The organism is Paenibacillus salivarius, from assembly GCF_051307165.1.
GTDB lineage: Bacteria > Bacillota > Bacilli > Paenibacillales > Paenibacillaceae > Fontibacillus.
The window spans coordinates 301,043-318,309 of sequence record NZ_CP195592.1 but is presented as its reverse complement, the minus strand read 5'-3'; the positions used below and the strand labels follow the sequence as shown (position 1 = coordinate 318,309).

17 protein-coding genes and 1 pseudogene are annotated in these 17,267 nt (G+C 50.3%); 5 read left to right on the top strand and 13 right to left on the bottom strand.

The window, feature by feature from the left end:
• Nucleotides 1-52: 52 nt before the first annotated feature.
• The 4 genes from ACSFXJ_RS01540 to ACSFXJ_RS01525 all read right to left on the bottom strand — a co-directional run bounded on the left by ACSFXJ_RS01540 (nucleotide 53) and on the right by ACSFXJ_RS01525 (nucleotide 3,731).
• A complete protein-coding gene (locus tag ACSFXJ_RS01540; protein WP_435923465.1) occupies nucleotides 53-586 on the bottom strand; it encodes a TetR/AcrR family transcriptional regulator in 534 nt (177 codons plus the stop codon).
• Nucleotides 587-1,081: 495 nt separating this feature from the next.
• Nucleotides 1,082-1,663: a hypothetical protein gene (locus ACSFXJ_RS01535; protein WP_435923464.1), complete on the bottom strand. Its 582-nt coding sequence runs from the start codon at nucleotides 1,661-1,663 to the stop codon at nucleotides 1,082-1,084.
• Nucleotides 1,664-2,383: 720 nt separating this feature from the next.
• Nucleotides 2,384-2,728, bottom strand: a complete 345-nt coding sequence (locus tag ACSFXJ_RS01530; protein WP_435923463.1) for a hypothetical protein — start codon at nucleotides 2,726-2,728, stop codon at nucleotides 2,384-2,386.
• A gap of 31 nt (nucleotides 2,729-2,759) precedes the next feature.
• A complete protein-coding gene (locus ACSFXJ_RS01525) occupies nucleotides 2,760-3,731 on the bottom strand; it encodes a 2-hydroxyacid dehydrogenase (protein ID WP_435923462.1) in 972 nt (323 codons plus the stop codon).
• Between the two features lie 212 nt (nucleotides 3,732-3,943).
• On the opposite strand from ACSFXJ_RS01525, the gene ACSFXJ_RS01520 reads away from it, so the two are divergent.
• The gene (locus tag ACSFXJ_RS01520; RefSeq protein ID WP_435923461.1) at nucleotides 3,944-4,474 is read left to right on the top strand and encodes a hypothetical protein; all 531 of its coding nucleotides are present in this window, start codon (nucleotides 3,944-3,946) and stop codon (nucleotides 4,472-4,474) included.
• A gap of 67 nt (nucleotides 4,475-4,541) precedes the next feature.
• Here the strand turns inward: ACSFXJ_RS01520 and ACSFXJ_RS01515 are convergent, their stop codons facing one another.
• Entirely contained in the window at nucleotides 4,542-5,627 is a 1,086-nt protein-coding gene (locus ACSFXJ_RS01515) for an SGNH/GDSL hydrolase family protein (protein WP_435923460.1), read from the bottom strand.
• Nucleotides 5,628-5,865: 238 nt separating this feature from the next.
• Between ACSFXJ_RS01515 and ACSFXJ_RS01510 the strand changes: the two are divergent.
• Nucleotides 5,866-5,979: pseudogene (locus tag ACSFXJ_RS01510) on the top strand (winged helix-turn-helix transcriptional regulator); the annotation flags it as partial.
• 49 nt (nucleotides 5,980-6,028) lie between these two features.
• Here ACSFXJ_RS01510 and ACSFXJ_RS01505 read toward each other — a convergent pair.
• Nucleotides 6,029-6,901: an AraC family transcriptional regulator gene (locus ACSFXJ_RS01505; protein WP_435923459.1), complete on the bottom strand. Its 873-nt coding sequence runs from the start codon at nucleotides 6,899-6,901 to the stop codon at nucleotides 6,029-6,031.
• Between the two features lie 144 nt (nucleotides 6,902-7,045).
• Here ACSFXJ_RS01505 and ACSFXJ_RS01500 point away from each other — a divergent pair, with 144 nt between their 5' ends.
• Complete coding sequence (locus ACSFXJ_RS01500; protein WP_435923457.1) at nucleotides 7,046-9,205, top strand: glycoside hydrolase family 3 C-terminal domain-containing protein; 2,160 nt, start codon at nucleotides 7,046-7,048, stop codon at nucleotides 9,203-9,205.
• Nucleotides 9,206-9,268: 63 nt separating this feature from the next.
• On the opposite strand, the gene ACSFXJ_RS01495 is transcribed toward ACSFXJ_RS01500, so the two are convergent.
• On the bottom strand, nucleotides 9,269-11,254 hold the full coding sequence (locus ACSFXJ_RS01495) for an S-layer homology domain-containing protein (protein WP_435923456.1): 1,986 nt from the start codon (nucleotides 11,252-11,254) through the stop codon (nucleotides 9,269-9,271).
• A 187-nt stretch (nucleotides 11,255-11,441) separates the two neighbouring features.
• Here ACSFXJ_RS01495 and ACSFXJ_RS01490 point away from each other — a divergent pair, with 187 nt between their 5' ends.
• Complete coding sequence (locus tag ACSFXJ_RS01490) at nucleotides 11,442-11,999, top strand: hypothetical protein (RefSeq protein ID WP_435923455.1); 558 nt, start codon at nucleotides 11,442-11,444, stop codon at nucleotides 11,997-11,999.
• Nucleotides 12,000-12,082: 83 nt separating this feature from the next.
• On the opposite strand, the gene ACSFXJ_RS01485 is transcribed toward ACSFXJ_RS01490, so the two are convergent.
• The gene (locus ACSFXJ_RS01485) at nucleotides 12,083-12,925 is read right to left on the bottom strand and encodes an aldo/keto reductase (protein WP_435923454.1); all 843 of its coding nucleotides are present in this window, start codon (nucleotides 12,923-12,925) and stop codon (nucleotides 12,083-12,085) included.
• 114 nt (nucleotides 12,926-13,039) lie between these two features.
• Entirely contained in the window at nucleotides 13,040-13,528 is a 489-nt protein-coding gene (locus tag ACSFXJ_RS01480; RefSeq protein ID WP_435923453.1) for a MarR family transcriptional regulator, read from the bottom strand.
• A gap of 135 nt (nucleotides 13,529-13,663) precedes the next feature.
• Here ACSFXJ_RS01480 and ACSFXJ_RS01475 point away from each other — a divergent pair, with 135 nt between their 5' ends.
• Nucleotides 13,664-14,410: an NADPH-dependent oxidoreductase gene (locus tag ACSFXJ_RS01475; RefSeq protein ID WP_435923451.1), complete on the top strand. Its 747-nt coding sequence runs from the start codon at nucleotides 13,664-13,666 to the stop codon at nucleotides 14,408-14,410.
• Nucleotides 14,411-14,516: 106 nt separating this feature from the next.
• Here the strand turns inward: ACSFXJ_RS01475 and ACSFXJ_RS01470 are convergent, their stop codons facing one another.
• From ACSFXJ_RS01470 to ACSFXJ_RS01455, 4 genes are all read right to left on the bottom strand, one after another.
• Nucleotides 14,517-14,876 (bottom strand): PAS domain S-box protein, encoded by a 360-nt coding sequence (locus ACSFXJ_RS01470; RefSeq protein WP_435923450.1) that lies wholly within the window; start codon nucleotides 14,874-14,876, stop codon nucleotides 14,517-14,519.
• Nucleotides 14,863-15,699 carry an alpha/beta fold hydrolase gene (locus tag ACSFXJ_RS01465; protein WP_435923448.1) on the bottom strand — a complete coding sequence of 279 codons (837 nt, stop codon included), beginning with the start codon at nucleotides 15,697-15,699 and terminating at the stop codon, nucleotides 14,863-14,865. The genes ACSFXJ_RS01470 and ACSFXJ_RS01465 overlap by 14 nt, the downstream gene beginning before the upstream one ends.
• A 112-nt stretch (nucleotides 15,700-15,811) precedes the next feature.
• Nucleotides 15,812-16,552, bottom strand: coding sequence for a CPBP family intramembrane glutamic endopeptidase (locus tag ACSFXJ_RS01460; protein WP_435923447.1), 741 nt, complete (start codon nucleotides 16,550-16,552; stop codon nucleotides 15,812-15,814).
• A 1-nt stretch (nucleotide 16,553) separates the two neighbouring features.
• The gene (locus ACSFXJ_RS01455; protein ID WP_435923446.1) at nucleotides 16,554-17,135 is read right to left on the bottom strand and encodes a TetR/AcrR family transcriptional regulator; all 582 of its coding nucleotides are present in this window, start codon (nucleotides 17,133-17,135) and stop codon (nucleotides 16,554-16,556) included.
• Nucleotides 17,136-17,267 lie beyond the last annotated feature (132 nt).

Below are 17,267 nucleotides of genomic sequence, written 5' to 3'. Positions count from 1 at the left end.
CAATATGAAAAAGAGCGATTCCTTTCTCGTGGGAAGGATCGCTCTTTTTATTTTACCCGTTAATGATGTCCGCAAGTTCGATCGAGGAATGCTTACAGCCGGAGGAAATCCAATACGTCAGTACGCTCCATAACCCACCCGAGATGTAAGCAAGGCGAACCGCAAAGTTCTGCTCATCGGGAGGGGCTTGCCCGTTTAGCCACAACGTTTTCGGAAACTGGTGCAAATAGTGAATATATCTCGTAAAAACGATATGTATCAAGTTGTTTTTATTGAGCAGCATGAGGAGCCGGTCATACTTTTCCCAGAAAGAAAAATAGGCCTTGGTCACGGTCTTGAAATCATCCTCGGCGTATCCCTCCATCGCTTTGACAAACAGATCCATGATACCGTCAATATAATAGGCAAGGACCTCCTCGATCGTTTCAAAATTGCAATAGAACGTCCTTCTGGAGATTTGTGCATGGTCGCATAGCCTGGTAACCGTAATGTCTTTGAATTCTTCTTCCCGCAGAAGCTCGACAAGCCCTTGGGAAAGCATGTTTTTCGAGGTAATCGACGAGGGATGCGGCTGACCTTTTCTCATAGTTGTCCTCCTGTCTCGTTTTTTGCCCCTGGATTCTGTCTCAAAAGCGAAGGAGGCTATTCTTTATATTTATTTACGCGAACGGAATTTACGATTACTTTATGATGCTTGGACATGATCCGGCCTATTATCGTGCAAAAAGCTACGGCCAGGCTATATTCGAATATTTTACGGATTACCCCGCCGTACCTTTGATATTGTGGACCCTGAATGTTTTTTTCGGCCTAATCGTTCCGCTGCTGCTGATATGCCGCACCCGCTTGGCCTTGCAGGCCTCGCTGATTTCCGCCCTATCGATATTGGGCTTGGAACTGATCACATTTTCATTTATGGATCGTTGGCATGTCCTCGGCCCTTGGATCTCCTTGTTTGATATAGGGATCCTTGTCGCGGCATTCGGGCTCTTCTTCTATTGCAGGCTGATGGAAAAACAAGGGGTACTAAGGCCGGGAACTAACCGTTTTGATCGTGGCCGAAGAGTGAAGGAGCAGTCTTTCAGGAGTAGGCGAAAGTCGTTCTGATGATGGTCTGATAATCCTCTACCCTGCCTTCAAAGATCAATTGAAAATTGGCCGAATAAGGCAGCTGGCCCGGTTCAATGAGCGAAGGATCCTTTTCCATGTCTATGACCCCGCCTTTTCTTAAAACGGAAGCCACAAACTGAGAACAGAAAAAAGCATGCTTTCTCTCGATCGGCTTATTCAACATCACGCCAAATAACCCGATAAAATTATAGCGATAGAGTTCCTTTTGCGCGTCAAATTCCTGGATATACCGATACATCCTTTGATATTGATCATAGGTTACGGTTAGGGAATAGACGGCACACCCCGCTTGCATAAACAGGAAAGAGCGAAGATCTTCTTTGACGAACCCCCCTATAAAGGGATTGTTCGCCGTTTTCCGCCCAAAACTATATACCTCGGTCAACTCGGCATCAAAGGCGATGGAGGCATGATTATAGGGTTGTCTCGTATAGGACTTAATCATCCGGTTCAACACCGTTCCCGTGTCCGTTAGTAGAAGATATATCTTTTGGTTTCCGGTCAACGTTCTCACCTCTAATGGCAAACTCATACAAAGCAGCTTGCTAACTTGCTAACTTCTAATAATTTGATTATAACCATAGTTTATCGTTTTTCAATAAAAAAATATTTATTATCATTAATTTTTTATTGATAAGTCATTGAACTGTTTGTAGTCAACTCCCCTGAAACTTCCACTCGGTATGCCGATGATCCATCGCTTGTCTCGAGTATGTAGAGTACGGGGCTTGATCCGATTTCTATTTATTGTCCCATTTTATAGGAGATAGGAGGTGTATAAAGGGTTACAATTCGTAGACACTATTTTTACCATTCGTGGAACCTTCGTGAAGTCTTGGCGCTGCCGCGCTTTGTGAAGAACGCTTCCGCCCTTTGAAGCATGCAAAAAACGGGCGCCGCTAGGGTGCCCGTCACTGGTGCTGCATAAAGTACGTTATGAAAAATTGATCTTTAGTTCCATTGTTCTTACGTCAATCACGGCCCCTGCTTGTTTTAAAAAGTTAAACCCCAGGATGCCTTCAATCTCCATACCATAATCCATGCTGCCAATTTAAACTTGAAAATCCTCTATCAATACTTCACCAACCATAATAAAGGTCCAAATTTTTAGCGTAAACATACTCTACACCGCCTACGCCCCTTATCATATCAACAATATCATTTTCCTCAGGGACCATTGCAATCTCCTGTACAACATCCGCGTTTAAGAGCGTGCTTGCAGAACCTGTGTCAAGTAGTACTTTCTCTAATGTTAATTCTTTACCTCTAATGTTAATTCTTTACCTCTAAAGATAATTGTCATGCTTATAAAGGGAAGGCCATAGTACTCCGTTATATTCATCTTGGCCCTCGAACTCCCACGTAACGTTCTCGAGCCACAACCATAGGACGGGAAGTGTGAAAAAAAACAATACTCACGGTGAGGGTCTTCCCGGTGCAATTCGCTATACCGTTTGAGAGCCTCCTTGGAGTCCGCGTAGGAATCAATAACAGCCATTTCTTCAATATAACGTTGGCCTGCTTTTGAGTAGGCCTTAGTCGCCTCAAGAACAACCCATTCATTAGGAAAACGCTCCTGAATTTCATCCCATCGCATCTTGGACACCTCCGTTAAGTGATTACAATTATTATAGCATAGCCTTGTTAATCAAGTTCGGCGGAATCTCTCCCCGAAGCCCGCGGACCAGGTTTTCGGCCGCAAGCATGGCCATCCTCAACCGGGTTTCATAGGTTGCTGAACCGATATGAGGCATGGTCACTACGTTTTCAAGGGATAACAACGGGTGGTTGTCCGGGACGGGCTCCTGCATATAGACGTCCAAGCCTGCCGCCAGAATCTCCTTGTTCTTTAACGCCTGCACCAGCGCGTCCTCATCCACGGTGGCGCCTCGCGAGCCGTTGATAAAAATCGCCGTTTTTTTCATGAGTTTAAATTCCCGTTCTCCGATCATTTTTACCGTTTCCGGACTAAGCGGCGTCATGAGACATACGAAATCCGACCGTCGCAAAAGCTCGTCCAGCGAGCAGTATTCCGCCGAATACTTTTGCTCGAGCTCCGGCTTTCTGGAACGATTATGATACAAAATATCCATTCCAAAGCCGAAGTGCGCTCTCTGCGCTATGCTCGCACCAATGCCGCCCATGCCGATGATTCCTAACGTTTTATGATGGACATCGATGCCAAATTCGCTTTCGCCCAGCGAAGATGTCCACCTTCCGGTTTTCACGTAACGGTCAAGCTCCGTCATTCTTCTCGCCGTAACCAGCATGATGCCGAAAATCGCATCGGCGACGGTGTCGTTCAGCACGCCAGGCGTATTGGTGGCCATAATGCCGCGTTCGCTGAGTTCGGGAATATTCAAATTGTCGTAGCCTACGGATATATTGCTGACGATTTTCAAATGGGGAGCCTGGTCCAGCAAGGCTTTATCCACCTTCAAACTCGCCCCCATAATGCCGTGAGCATCGTGCAGTTGTTCCGTAAACACGGGATACGTTTCGGAATCCAAATTTTCAATATAAACAAGTTCGCAATGCTCCCGAATGAAGTCCAGTACGGACGAGTCGACCTTTTTGTATACAATAACCTTGGGTTTCATAGGAAAACCTCGCTTTCGAAGAATGGGCTAAACCCGATAGTACAATTGTATAGCAAAAATCCACAACCTCATAAGGTTATGGATTTACCACGAATCGCTCCGGATGTCCTGCGAAAAAAATTATGGCCCCCTAAAGGAAAATAATGGACGCCCATTGAAGTTACTATTACCATCATGCGGAACTAAGTAGAAAAAACTAGGGAGGTTTCAAATTGGAAATCATCAAATCGTACAAGCAATCGATTCCGGCAGTGAAACTCATCGGCAAAAAGTACGGCGACCCCGATCGGGTGGACGGGATGTTCGGCTACCACTGGATGCAATGGACCGACAACGGTTGGTTTGATACCATCGTAGACGCGGCAGGCGGCAGGGAATCCCTTCAATCCTTATATGAAGATGGAACGGCCTCGCTGGGATTCATGCGGTTTAAAGAGGGCGCACCTTTTGAGTATTGGATCGGCATGTTCGTACCGGCAAATACAGTTGTGCCTGAAGGTTTCGATTCTTTGGAGCTGGGAGCTTCTAGTTTCGGAATCTGCTGGTATTTCGGCACGGAAGACGAAATTTTCGCCAAAGAAAATCTCGCCATGGAACGAATCCAGGCAGAAGGATTGGAATTGCAGCCCGATGAGGAAGGATTTTTGAATTTCTTTGAACGGTACAGCGAAGAACGGTTTGTTGATCAGGATGAGAATCATCATAAAATTTTGGACATCGGCTTTATGGTGAAAGAGGCATAGTAAATCGTCACCGAAAAAAATCCACAACCCTCCGGTTGTGGATTTTCCGTTTTCCCTTTGATTGAACTCATGCCCAATTCATAAGTCCCCTGATATATGTGGTCAGCTTTTTCGCCGCTTTAATATGCGTCGCGTGCGAAGGATGAAAATTGACGGTATATCCGTCCTCGGCCGATTGCACGTCAAACTTCATCGCGGAGATGTTGGAATCCCCCGTTTGCTTGGTATATTCGCGAACCGCTTGTTCAACCGACGGATATAACCGGTCCCCCATAATCCCCAACGTACAAAGAATCATGGCATTCGCATTATGGGATCTGACCTGTTTCAGGAATTCGACGTATTGCCGGGCATATTCCGCCTGTCTGTCGGCATCGTCCTTCGCGTAACTGTCGTCATTCGTCCCCAGATTTATGACGATCAGATCGGGAACGAACTGATTGAAATCCCAACGAACCGATCTGGGGTCCAAAACACCGTCAAATCTCCCCTCGGACTTGGCCACCAACTCGTAGTAATCCGGCAGAAGATGCGTCAACAGCTTTTGATCGTTATCCGTAAAGCCCGAGATAATGCCGTATCCGCTGTACGAAACCATGCTGTAATCCGCCTCAAGCGCTTGAGCGGTTAGGTAGGCATAGGTTTTCGTGGCATCTTCCGTCGACGTGGAAAAGACAGAATCCGCCTTCTCATCATCCATACCGTAGCCGCAAGTGATCGAATCGCCGATAAACTCAATTTTTCGTGCCTTTACCGGCGTTGGCGTGATCCCCTCTTCGGCGTCCACCGTAATCTCCTGGATTCCCACCGTGGACATCGCCGCTTCCGACAGCTTCACGATCCTCGCCGTAACATGCTGGTCCGCTTTACTTTCGAAAAAGGCGTACCTTTTCAAGGGCTGGTTCACCATATCGTCCACAACCCGTTCCCCATTGACATAGATTCCGATTCTGGCCAGATTATCATCGCCTGACGCGATATTATCGCCCTTTATCGTTACTTCCGCCTTTTTCCCATAGAACGAAAATTCCACGCCCCCGCCGGACAAAGCCAGCCAAAGGACATCCTTGTAATCATAAGTCCGCCCGAGCCTTTTGACTTGATTTCCCGTTGCCTTAAAGGTTAGAGTCGTCTTCGTTTCCTCTTTTGACATTTTGAGCCTTCCTCCTCAACGATCCGCAACACGCACAGTATTAATCTCTTTTATATTATAAGGAGTCGGTGTATCCGTCTATAAGGCATGTTTAGATTCGGTTACGAAAGAGGCTTCTCAAGCTTCGCTTTAAAAAGTCCCCTGCCCCTCCGGCTTAACGCAAAGCTGGCAATGCCGCCGCAAAGCCGAGTGCGATGAGGGCTGAAGCCAACCATGGGTGATGCAGTACGTACCGTTATCAGTTCGCCATTTGGAGAAGAACGGGATCGTGCATCGCGAAGTGTACCCTAGCGTCCCTGTAACCGTCGAATATTCACTAACGGAGAAGGGGCGGATATTTCTATTGCAATAAAAAAAGGCACGCTTAGCCAAGCGCGCCTATTCCGATATTTTATTAGACACTAATGGTGGATATGCTCGCCGCGCAGCTGTTTGTATTGCGAAGGGGTACATCGTTTATGGATCTTAAATACGCGGTTAAACGTATTCAGACTGCCGAATCCGGAACGCATGGCGACTTCGGTAATCGAAATGGTCGGATCGGCGAACAGGTTTTCCGCCACCTGGATGCGTTGGCGATTTAAATACGTATTGTACGAGACGCCGGTGAACTGCTTGAACATCCGAACGAAATGGAACTTGCTCAGTCCGGCCACCTTGGCCGCATCATCGACGAGCAGATTCTCGGTGCAATGCTCGCGGATATATCGGCATACTTGCATGAATCGGTCAATGTCCTTCAGTCGCTTCGGTCCTAGCGCCCGACTGAAATGCCGGTCTTTTGTAAGCAGCGCGCGTCCCAGAATAACCATGAATCGAATCAAGATCGAGTACGCTTGGGCTTCCTTCAACAGGGAATTGCCGAAGTACTCTTCCATGATCTCGTTCAGCAGCGGCCGCAGCATGCGGATAAGTTCCTCATCGGAGCCTTCGGTAAGCAAAATGCAGGGTCGCATCATGGCCAAGGCGGAATCGAAACCGTTCATATGGGACAACTGGCTGTAGTCGAATTGCAGGATTAACCGTTTCCCGGACTCCGGAGCGAACAATTCGTGCAGCTCCCCCGGAGGAATAAGCAAAATATCGCCCGGCTGCATTTCATAGCGAACGTCGCCGACGACCGCCGTGTAACTGTTCTCTATAGGCATGATCACCTCGGCAGCCGCATGCCAATGAATCTGGTAATCGGTCGCCAATTCGTTCAAGTATAAACGGATGCCAAAATGCTCGGGATACATGACGGTCTCTCTTACCCCGTCAAGAAATTCAATCATAAACGACCTCCTGACGCCCAGAAATCGCAACATTTAAAGAAAGGACCGCAATAAATGGGATGTGGCCCTTAAACATATTACCTATACTAATCTATAGATGCATCTATTACTTTACCATAATGCCGAAAAGGACGGTGCAAGTTCATGACAGAGTTGCAGAAAAACCCTGAAAAGGTCATGGAGTATAAGCAACGGGCAAAAGAACTCGTGGCGCAGATGACGCTGGATGAGAAGATTCATCAGATGCTGCATGTGGCGCCGGCGATCGAACGTCTAGGCATCCCAGCTTACAATTGGTGGAACGAAGCGCTTCATGGCGTAGCCAGAGCCGGAACGGCGACGGTATTTCCGCAAGCGATCGGGCTGGCCGCCACTTTCGACGAAGATCTGCTGGAACGGATCGCGGATGCGATCGCGCTGGAAGCACGCGCAAAGTATAATATGCAGCAGGAATTCGGCGATACGGATATATACAAGGGACTGACATTTTGGGCACCTAATGTGAATATATTTCGCGATCCGCGCTGGGGCCGCGGGCATGAGACTTACGGCGAGGATCCGTATCTTACATCCCGGCTGGGCGTCCGGTTCATCAAGGGCCTCCAGGGCGATGACGAGAATTACCTGAAGACGGCCGCCTGCGCCAAGCATTTCGCCGTTCACTCCGGACCGGAAGGCCTGAGACACAGCTTTAACGCGATCGCTTCCAAGCAAGATATGTATGAAACGTATCTGCCGGCTTTCCAAGCCTGTGTGCAAGAAGCGGATGTGGAAGCCGTCATGGGCGCATACAACCGTACGAACGGCGAGCCATGCTGCGGCAGCGAGACGCTGCTCGTAGAGATTTTGCGCCGCGACTGGGGATTCGATGGACATATCGTATCCGACTGCTGGGCGATCAAGGATTTTCATGAATTTCATAAAGTAACGGCAAACGCGGTGGAATCGGTCGCCCTTGCGGTGAATAAGGGCTGTGACTTGAACTGCGGCAGCTTGTTCGTCTTCTTGAAGGATGCGATCAAACAGGGACTCGTCACCGAAAACAAGATCGATCAGGCCGTCACGCGCTTAATGACGACCCGCATGAAGCTTGGCATGTTCGACGCTCCTGAGAAAGTTCCACACAACACGATTTCTTATAAGGAAGTCGATTCGCCGAAGATGCGCGAGTTCAATCTTCAAATCGCCCGCGCTTCGCTTACGCTGCTGAAAAACGAGAACAACTTCCTGCCGTTGGACAAAAATAAATTGAAGACCGTCGGCGTAATCGGTCCGAACGCAAACAACCGTAGGGCCTTGGTCGGCAACTACGAAGGTACGGCATCCCGTTATATCACGCCGCTGGAAGGCATCCAGGATTACTTGGGCGATGATGTACGCGTGCTGTATTCCGAAGGCTGCGACTTGTTTAAGGAAAAGATGACCAACCTTAGCGCGGGAGACGACCGAATCGCGGAAGTCAAAGGCGTCTGCAAGGAAAGCGACGTCGTGATCGTATGCCTCGGCCTTGATGCGGGATTGGAAGGCGAAGAAGGGGATACGGGCAACCAGTTCGCTAGCGGCGACAAACCGGACCTTCGTTTCCCGGGCATCCAGGAACAGATCCTCCAGGTCGCTTACGAAAGCGGCAAACCGGTGATTTTGTTGGTGCTGACAGGGAGCGCGATGGATTTGAGCTGGGCGGATGAGCGCCTGCCTGCGATCATGCAGTGCTGGTACCCTGGCGCACAAGGCGGCAGAGCGATCGCAGAGGTGCTGTTCGGCGAATACTCGCCCCAAGGCAAGCTGCCGGTCACTTTCTATCGCTCGACGGAAGAACTGCCGGAGTTTACGGACTACTCGATGAAAGGCCGCACTTACCGTTATGTGACGCAAGAAGCGCTGTATCCGTTCGGTTTCGGACTGTCGTATTCCGATTTCGTCATCACTAACGTGAAGGCGAACATGGACCTCGTAACGGACGCAGGCATCGAAGTTACGGCGACGATCCGCAACAACGGCCCGATGGCCGGCGGCGAGACGGTTCAAATCTATGTTAAAGCGGAACGGGAAGGCACGCCGAACGCGCAATTAAAGGGGTTGAAGAAGGTGCAGCTGGCACCTCAAGAGGAGCAACAAGTTACGCTGCATCTGCCGGTGGACGCCTTCGGACTGTTCGACGAAGAAGCGATCAAGCGCGTCTATGCCGGTCAGTTCTCCATCTATGTCGGCACTTCGCAGCCGGACAGCCGCAGCCGCGCACTCACCGGCAAGGAGCCGGTGAAGCTGGCGTTGACGGCGAAGCAAGAGATCGTATTGAGCTAGGGCATTGCCCCCAACTTGTGACATGCAAAAAAAGCACCCGCGCGGGTGCTTTTTTCTTTATTTTTATTTCTTCTTGCTTCCGATTTCAAAAGATAAAATACCGGTAAGATTGCTGTAAGACACGTTTACCTTGCGCCCGTTCAACGTAAATTGATCGGGAATATCATTGCGGTTGAAGTAGTCCCAGACCGACTTCCACTTGTCCTCGAAGTAGAAGCGGAACAGCTGCGCGGAGACCACCGGGATCTTGAACGATTCCGACAACGTGGCATCCGGCTTTCCGGGCGGCGTCCCCCATCCCGTAAAATAGAGTGTTACCTCCGTATCCTTGGTGTCGCCTCCCGATACCGTAATCGCACGATTGGCACCCGTTATGCTGTAATAACGCCCGCCTTGCGTAAATCCGAGTTCCTTCTCGAAAGCCTTGAAATTGTCCTCCGGATTGGATGACCATTTCGAAGTCAGCTGCGGCGCTTTCCATCCGCCCGGATATTCCATATTCGGATCCAGCGGGTTGAAATCGAAGGTCGTCGGATACTGTCCCTTCGTTCCGAAATAATTCGTTGTCGGATGCTCCGGCACGGTCCCGATCAGAATCATCGTCGTGGCACCTTCCATCTGCGTCGTCACCGGATAATAGTTGGAGACAAAGTCCAGCGGAAGGAAGAGCGAACCATCCATGGAAATGGCCTTTACTGTAACATCCGAATCGTCCATCCCGATGGAAGTACCAATGAACGTGGAGCCGTTCTTTTTCGGAACCCCGTCCCACTCGAAATGCCACTGGTAACCTGGCTTCAAGACGACGGTGTAGTTGTTCCAATCGTCGCTCATGTCCCAGGAACCGCCCATATCGGAAATTACATCCGTAACGGGTACATAAATCTTACCGTTTCTATCGAATATCGGCTCCAGGAAGGTGTTGAAGCCCGGCCCCCGCTTCTCTTCCCCATTGACGAAAAGAGCGTAAGACTTCGCGTTGGTGGGGATCACCGGGTCATTGTTCCGTTGCTGCCCCCATTGGACGTGATAACCGAAGTAGTACGAAGTATGGATCGAGACGTTCCCCTTTTTGTAGGTCTTCCCGGTTTGCCCGTATTCAAGTGCAAGCAAGTCCTTCAGGAGTGCGTTGGTTTCCTGCGTCGTCATCGGCAGCCCAAGTTCCTTTAGAATGGAGGACATCAGGCCGATTTTGCTTTTGTCCAGCTTGGCGATCGTCATATGCCAATGCTCGCCCAGATCTCCGTATGCAAATTCGTCAAATTGGAAATCCAGCGTAATCCCGCTGCCTTCTATGCTTGTCTGATAGCGTTCCTCATTCACGGAAGCGGTCACCTTAACGCCGGCCTTCTGCGCGACCGCCTTAATCCGGCTGGCAAGAGAGTCGGTTACATTAACCGGCTTGCCCGGCTTCTTGAGGGTTCCCTCCTTATAATCCTTGATTTGCTTCAGGAAAACGGCAGCCTGGGCGCGAGTGAGCAATTCGTTCGGGCCGTAATTGGCGAAATAATCCCCTCGATCGCTGTATGTACCGGAAGTCAGACCCTGCTGGTATAAATATTTGACGGCAACCTTCGAAGATAAGCTCTCGACATTCCCGTTAAAAAGCATATAGATAATCCGCGCCGCTTCCGCACGGGTAATCTGAACGAGTCTTTTGTCGCCGTCGCTGACCCAGAAATCCGTTAATGAAGTAATACCGTGCTTGGCCAGCGATTCATAGGCCCAATCCGACCATCTTGGGGGTACATCAATATCCTCCTCGGCGACGGGAGCCGCGTTTGACTTGCCGTATAGGATTTGGGCGGCCATGGAAATAAATTCTTCCTGCGTAATGTAGGCATTCGGCTTAAAGGAACCGTCTTGATACCCGTTGACGATGTTCAAATCGGCCAAACGCGAAATGGCCGCATTCGCCCAATGGCCCGAGGGTACATCGGTGAATCGCTGCTTGCCCGCCGCCAGCGCGCCGCCTGCCGGAAGCAGAGATGCTGCGAGCATGACGGAGAGAGCAACTTGGGTGGATCTTCTCATGTTGATGTGCTTCATGATTCTGTAGACTCCTCTATGTAGTATGATAAATTCAGGACCCAAAACTTGGTCCATATTTCCATCATAGCACGGGTTTCACGAGTGAGCTTGTTCCAAAATTTGGGGCCCGAAATGGAAAGAGGCCGATGAAATGTTATGAGGTCACTGGACTTGGTTATGACATGTACATAGGAGGGAAAACGTAATGAAGAAGTCGCTTATTTTTATTATCGGATTGTTATTCGTATCCCTGTCTTTGAGCGGATGCACGGACAAAACGCCGGGCGAAAATAAAGTCGCTGATACGGCTGAAGTAACGGATGAGAATAAAAAAACGGAGAATTCGGAACAGTCGGATGCTGTCGTATACGAAAATACCGATTATGGATTCCGCTTCTCGTTACCGGACACTTGGAAAGGATATACGGTTATTATGGAGAAATGGGAAGGCACCCCATTTGAAGGGAGTCAGGACAGTAAGATTGAAGAAGGGCCGAAGATCTCCCTTCGGCATCCGGATTGGACGGCCGATCAGCCCATGCAGGATATTCCGATCCTGATCCTGACCATCGCCCAATGGGATGCGCTGCAGGCCGAGAGCTTCCACATCGGAGCCGCCCCCGTCGGACCTAAAGAACTGGGCCGTAATGACAAATACGTATTTGCGCTCCCCGCGCGTTACAACTTCGCATTTCCGAAAGGATACGAAGAGGTGGAAGACATTCTAAGTACCAATCCTCTTACGCCGATCAACCAGCACTAACGTCTAGAAATCCATGAAAAACGACGGTGCCAAGGAAGGGTCCTTGCACCGCCGTTTCTTTTTCCCGCCCATAATAGAGCCGTTCAAAACTCCTCGTATTCGCTCGGATCCTGTCCCCACAACCGTCCGTCTTCGCGGTTAAAGGATGAGATGACATCCATCTCCTCCGCCGTCAGCTCGAAGTCGAAAATATCAAGATTAGCCTTCTGATGCTGAAGCGAGCCCGATTTCGGAATCGGAATCGCCCCCAGCTGGGTATGCCAGCGCAATATCACCTGGGCTCCCGTTTTCCCATGGGCTTGTCCGATCTTCACGATCTTCTCGTGCTCCACAATATCATTTCCGCGCCCGAGCGGGCTCCAGGATTCCGTCACGATGCCAAGCTTCGCATGCTTCGCCCGCTGATCCGCTTGGTCAAAAAACGGATGCAGCTCTACCTGGTTCATGCTCGGCGCGACCCCGGTTTCCCGAATCAAGCGCTCCAGATGCTCGGGAAGGAAATTGCTCACCCCGATCGAACGGATATATCCGCGCTTCCGGGCCTCGATCATCGCCTGCCAAGCTTCCACGTACATGTCCGTCTTGGGATTAGGCCAATGGATGAGATAGAGATCATAATAATCCAAATCGGCCCGGTACAGCGATTCCTCGATGGTCGCAAGCGCCTCTTTGTAGGCATGGCGCCGTCCCGGCAGCTTGGAACAAATCAGCAGCTCCTCCCTCGGAACGGAACTCCGCCGGATCGCCTTCCCGACAGCCCCTTCGTTTTCATAGTTAAAAGCCGAATCAATCAACCGGTACCCCGCGTCCATCGCGGCGGCCATGGCTTTAACGCCCTCTTCGCCCTTCAGGCTATACGTGCCCAGCCCGATCGCGGGTACCTTCAATCCATCATTCAGTGTAAGTTCGGGGATCTTCTGGTTCATAGAAAAGCCTCCTTGTGAAGTGATCGAAAACCTGGCTACTCCTATTATAAACGACGTTCAGGGGTTATTACCCGCTGAGGGTGGCCGCGAGTTCACTGGAGATGGCTTCGCAACCTACCGCAGACTAGACAGCTTTTCCAGAAAGTCCGCAACGATTTCCAATGAAGCCGCGTCGTAATTAGTCAATAATTCTATCACTTTTTGATCCTTCTCCTGGTGAAAGAGGCGATGCAGCTCGGCCAATTCGGCGCCAAGCGGAGTCACGGAGAAATATATTTCTTTCAGGTTGTCCGGCAGCCGGTTTTTCCGAATCAGATCATGGTCCAGCAATTTTCGGGTAATTTTGGAGACGGCGCCTTTCGTAATCCCCATATCGCGGGCAATATCGGCCCCTTTAATGCCGTCATGCGCATGGATCACGTCCAACACGTGCAGGCTTGAAACGGATAAGCGGGGCAGCAGCTTTTTTAACCGGTCGTCGGAAATACGCTCCATAAGCCATAGCCGGTCCTGGTCCTCGTCGGTTTCGCTGATCAGGATCCGGTACATGGACTTTTCGATGCGGCTTATGAGCTGAGGCATTTCATCATTTCTATTTGGCATAAGGCAAGCCTACCTTTTTTCTTTTCATTATACCATGGTTTCCACGGAAACCATTTGACAAAAGAATTTCACCCTGTTAGTATGGTTTCCATGGAAACCATAAATATAAAAACCATCTATTTGGAGGGGATTTAAATGAATGAGGTCATCCAAGTGATCCGCCAGCATCGCTCCATCCGCAAGTTTAAAAATAGTCCGTTGACCGCCGAGCAAATTGAAGCCATTGTCGATGCGGCGCAAATGGCGCCAACCTCGGCGCATATGCAGCCGTTCTCGATCATCGGCGTCACGGATCGGGAGCTGCGGAAGAAGATTGCGGTGCAATCGAAAAATCCGTGGATTGAGGAATGCGGATACTTTTTCGTTTTTTGCGCCGATCTTCACCGGATGATGTTGGCCGCCGGCCCGGAGCAGCAGGAAAAAATGGGCCGTAACCTGGGTTACTCGTATTTTTACCAGACCGCCGTGCTCAGTTCCGCCCTTGCCCTGCAAAATGCCAGTTTAGCGGCCGAATCGATGGGGCTCGGAACCGTGATCATCGGCGGAATTAACGAGGCCCTCCCCGGACTGGACGAATGGCTCGACTTGCCGGACTTCGTCATGCCTTTGGTCGGACTCGCGGTAGGCGTTCCGGACGAATTCCCCGAACAAAAGCCGAGGCTGCCCCGGTCCGCCGTTTTTTTTGAAAACCGGTATGAAGATCGCGATCTGAAAGCAAAGGTCGAAACGTATGACCGGGAAGTCGAGGAGTATTACGCTGCGCGAACGAATAACAAACAGAAGGTAAGCTGGTCCGGGAAAGTCATCGCCATGCTGCAACGAGATTTGCCGTTGGGCGGGTATACGGAATACGTGAAAAGCAAAGGGTTTGATCTGAAGTAGCCAAGCGCAAATCGGGAGAAAAAAATGGCCCGGTACCACACGGTATCGGGCCGATTCGAAGATCTGGCTAGGGCGGGCTCTCACTTTACTTTCATTTGACGCTCCTCTATTTACTGTCCGACTCATGCTGTATGGGGACAAGAATAAAGTCATACATTTCTCGGCCCTCTTTTGTGCTGGAGGTTACATGAACAAGCATCGGGATTTCTTCGCCGCTGCTTGACTTAAAAGACAACTGCATATCGTCGATTTTTCCATTCAACTTAATCAGAGGCAGGAAATAAATTTGGTAAAATATGCGGCTGGGGCGGGTAAGCAAGGATTCGAGCCTGGCGCCCCGCAACCCATGGATATCATATCCAAGCATTTGCTTGCATGCTTCGTCGATACTGACGACGGACTGGTCCGCATCGGTGGAAAGACAACCATAGGGGGCATGGTCCGTCCGTTCGTCAGGCTTGTCCATGAATCGTGACGCGGCCTTTTGATTTCAAATATTCCGATATGAGGGAGATGGTTTCTTCCGGATGGCTCAAATGCGGGCAGTGGCCGGTAGCCTCCATGATTTGAAGAACGCTGCCTTCGATCTTGTTGTGAATGTAAGCCCCCACTTCCAAAGGCGCGATCGCATCCTCGGAGCATTGCAGTATTAATGAAGGAACAGAGACCATCGACAGTTCGCTTCTGTAATCGGATAAAAAGGTAGCTTTGGCGAACTGGCGGGCAATTTCCGGATCTGTCGTGCAGAAGCTTTCTTTCAATTCCTCGGACAAATGCGGCCGTTCACGATTTGCCATAATCACTGGGGCAAGGTACTCGGCCCATTGGACGAAATTCTGGTCCATGATATTCAGAAGGCCTTCAATGTCTTCTCTCTCGAATCCGCCCACATAATCGGGGAGATCATTGATGTAACAAGGAGAGGCTCCGACCAGGATCAAATCTTTGAAATACTCCGGCTTCCGTATGGACGCCAGAATTCCGATCGTGGCTCCGACGGAATGCCCGACATAGATCGCATCCTTCAAATCAAGCGCTTCGCAAATCTCCAGCGTATCTTCCGCATAACCGTAAAGATCACTGTACTTCACCGGATCGTATGCGTTCAAATCCGACTTGCCGGAGCCGGTGAAATCAAACAAGATGACTTTAAAGTTCTTTTCAAACACCGGGGCGACAAAACGCCACATATTCTGGTCACAACCGAAGCCATGCCCAAAGATGAGCGCCTGCTCCCCTTCTCCGGTGACCTTTACATGATTACGCGCAAGGATATCATCTTTGGCCAAATGAAAAACCTCCTTATCTATGAATACTGAATACCTTTACGTAAGGTATAAGTATAACATACACAAAAAACCTGCAACCGATCGTTGCAGGCTTTGACGTATAGCATTATGTTCAGTTTGCCGCTGTTCCGCGTTTCCATAAACCGATCGTAAAGATCAGCAAAATCAAGATTTGGGCCGAAACCACAATCAGCGCCGTCCGGTCGAAGACCACTTCCGTGCTGAACGAGAGGAAATTATGTATAAAGTGCCACACCATGCCGATCCACAGGCTGCGTGTAATACTGACGATGAGTGCAAGTACAAGACCGACGAGAACAGCAAAGACGATTTGCAGCAATACTTCGGCGGGATTTGTTCCGCTCAGCGTGTTGGCGGCATGCAGCACGCCGAAGATGACGGCGGAGCCGATGACGGCCTGCTTGCGGCCTTTTCCCAACAGGAAGGAGAAAGCCAGACCCCGAAAATAAAGCTCTTCGTTGAAGCCAACCACGATGGTGAACAGAGCCAGCGCCGCATATTCGACTCCCGGACGGGTAAACCCGGGGCCGTAAGCCACAAACGGAATTACCTCCATCAGCAGCAGCGGCACGCAAAACCAAATGGAGCGCACGCTGCCGGAGGCAGGGCTGCGGAAACCGGCCTCCACGGCCGAAATCTTGGAACGGCGGAGCAGAAATAAACCTGCCAGCGCGGATATGGCCACGGACGCCGTCATGACGAGATAAGCGGGGACCTCCGCCAATTCGGCGATTTGGGCCGCCGCGGAGCCGACGGCGGTCAGAAAAGTGCAGATCAATGCCGCAATAATAGCGGCTATGTACGGATGTTTGCGAATAAAATTCATGGACATGTTAAAGCGCCTCGCCTTCTTTTTTGAGTATAGCCAACAAACCTTTAAATACGCTGCCCAAGACGGCTCGCGCCTCCGCGTCGTCCATCGTGCTGCCATTGGTCGCGACCAAGGAGGCAATGCCGTGCGTCGTAAACCAGATCCCGGAATATAACTTGCGCGCTTGATCGGCCGAAAGACCGGTCATGCTTCCGATCATCGCAACCACCTGATCGTCGCCTTCGGTGGAGCCCGCGATATCGGTCACCTTCTCCTGCTGCAGCCGGCCCGACATAAACAGAAGCTGGAACAGCTTTTGTTCCGTACGCGCAAACCGGATATAAGCGAGGCCCATTTCCAGAAAGCCGTTGCCGCCGCCCTGCATCGCCTCCAGCATCGCCGTATTGTACAGATGTTCGGCATAAGCGTAAATCGCTTCCCTCAATTCCTCCATCGAAGCAAAATGGCTAAAAATCGGCTGCGTAGAAGTACCGAGCTTCTTCGCGACATTGCGCGCGTTGACGGCATCCATTCCTTCTTCGCGTAGCAGCCCGAGCGCCGCATCCAGAACGATTTCCCGCGTCACCTTCGGCTTTGGGGGCATACATTTTTCCTCCTCACAAATAAATAACGTTTGTTATATTACATATGTTATATTATGTTTGTTATTTAATCAAGCACTTTTTTTAGTCATAAAAAAATCCCCTCCGGCCAAGAGTCGATCCCATGAAACCCG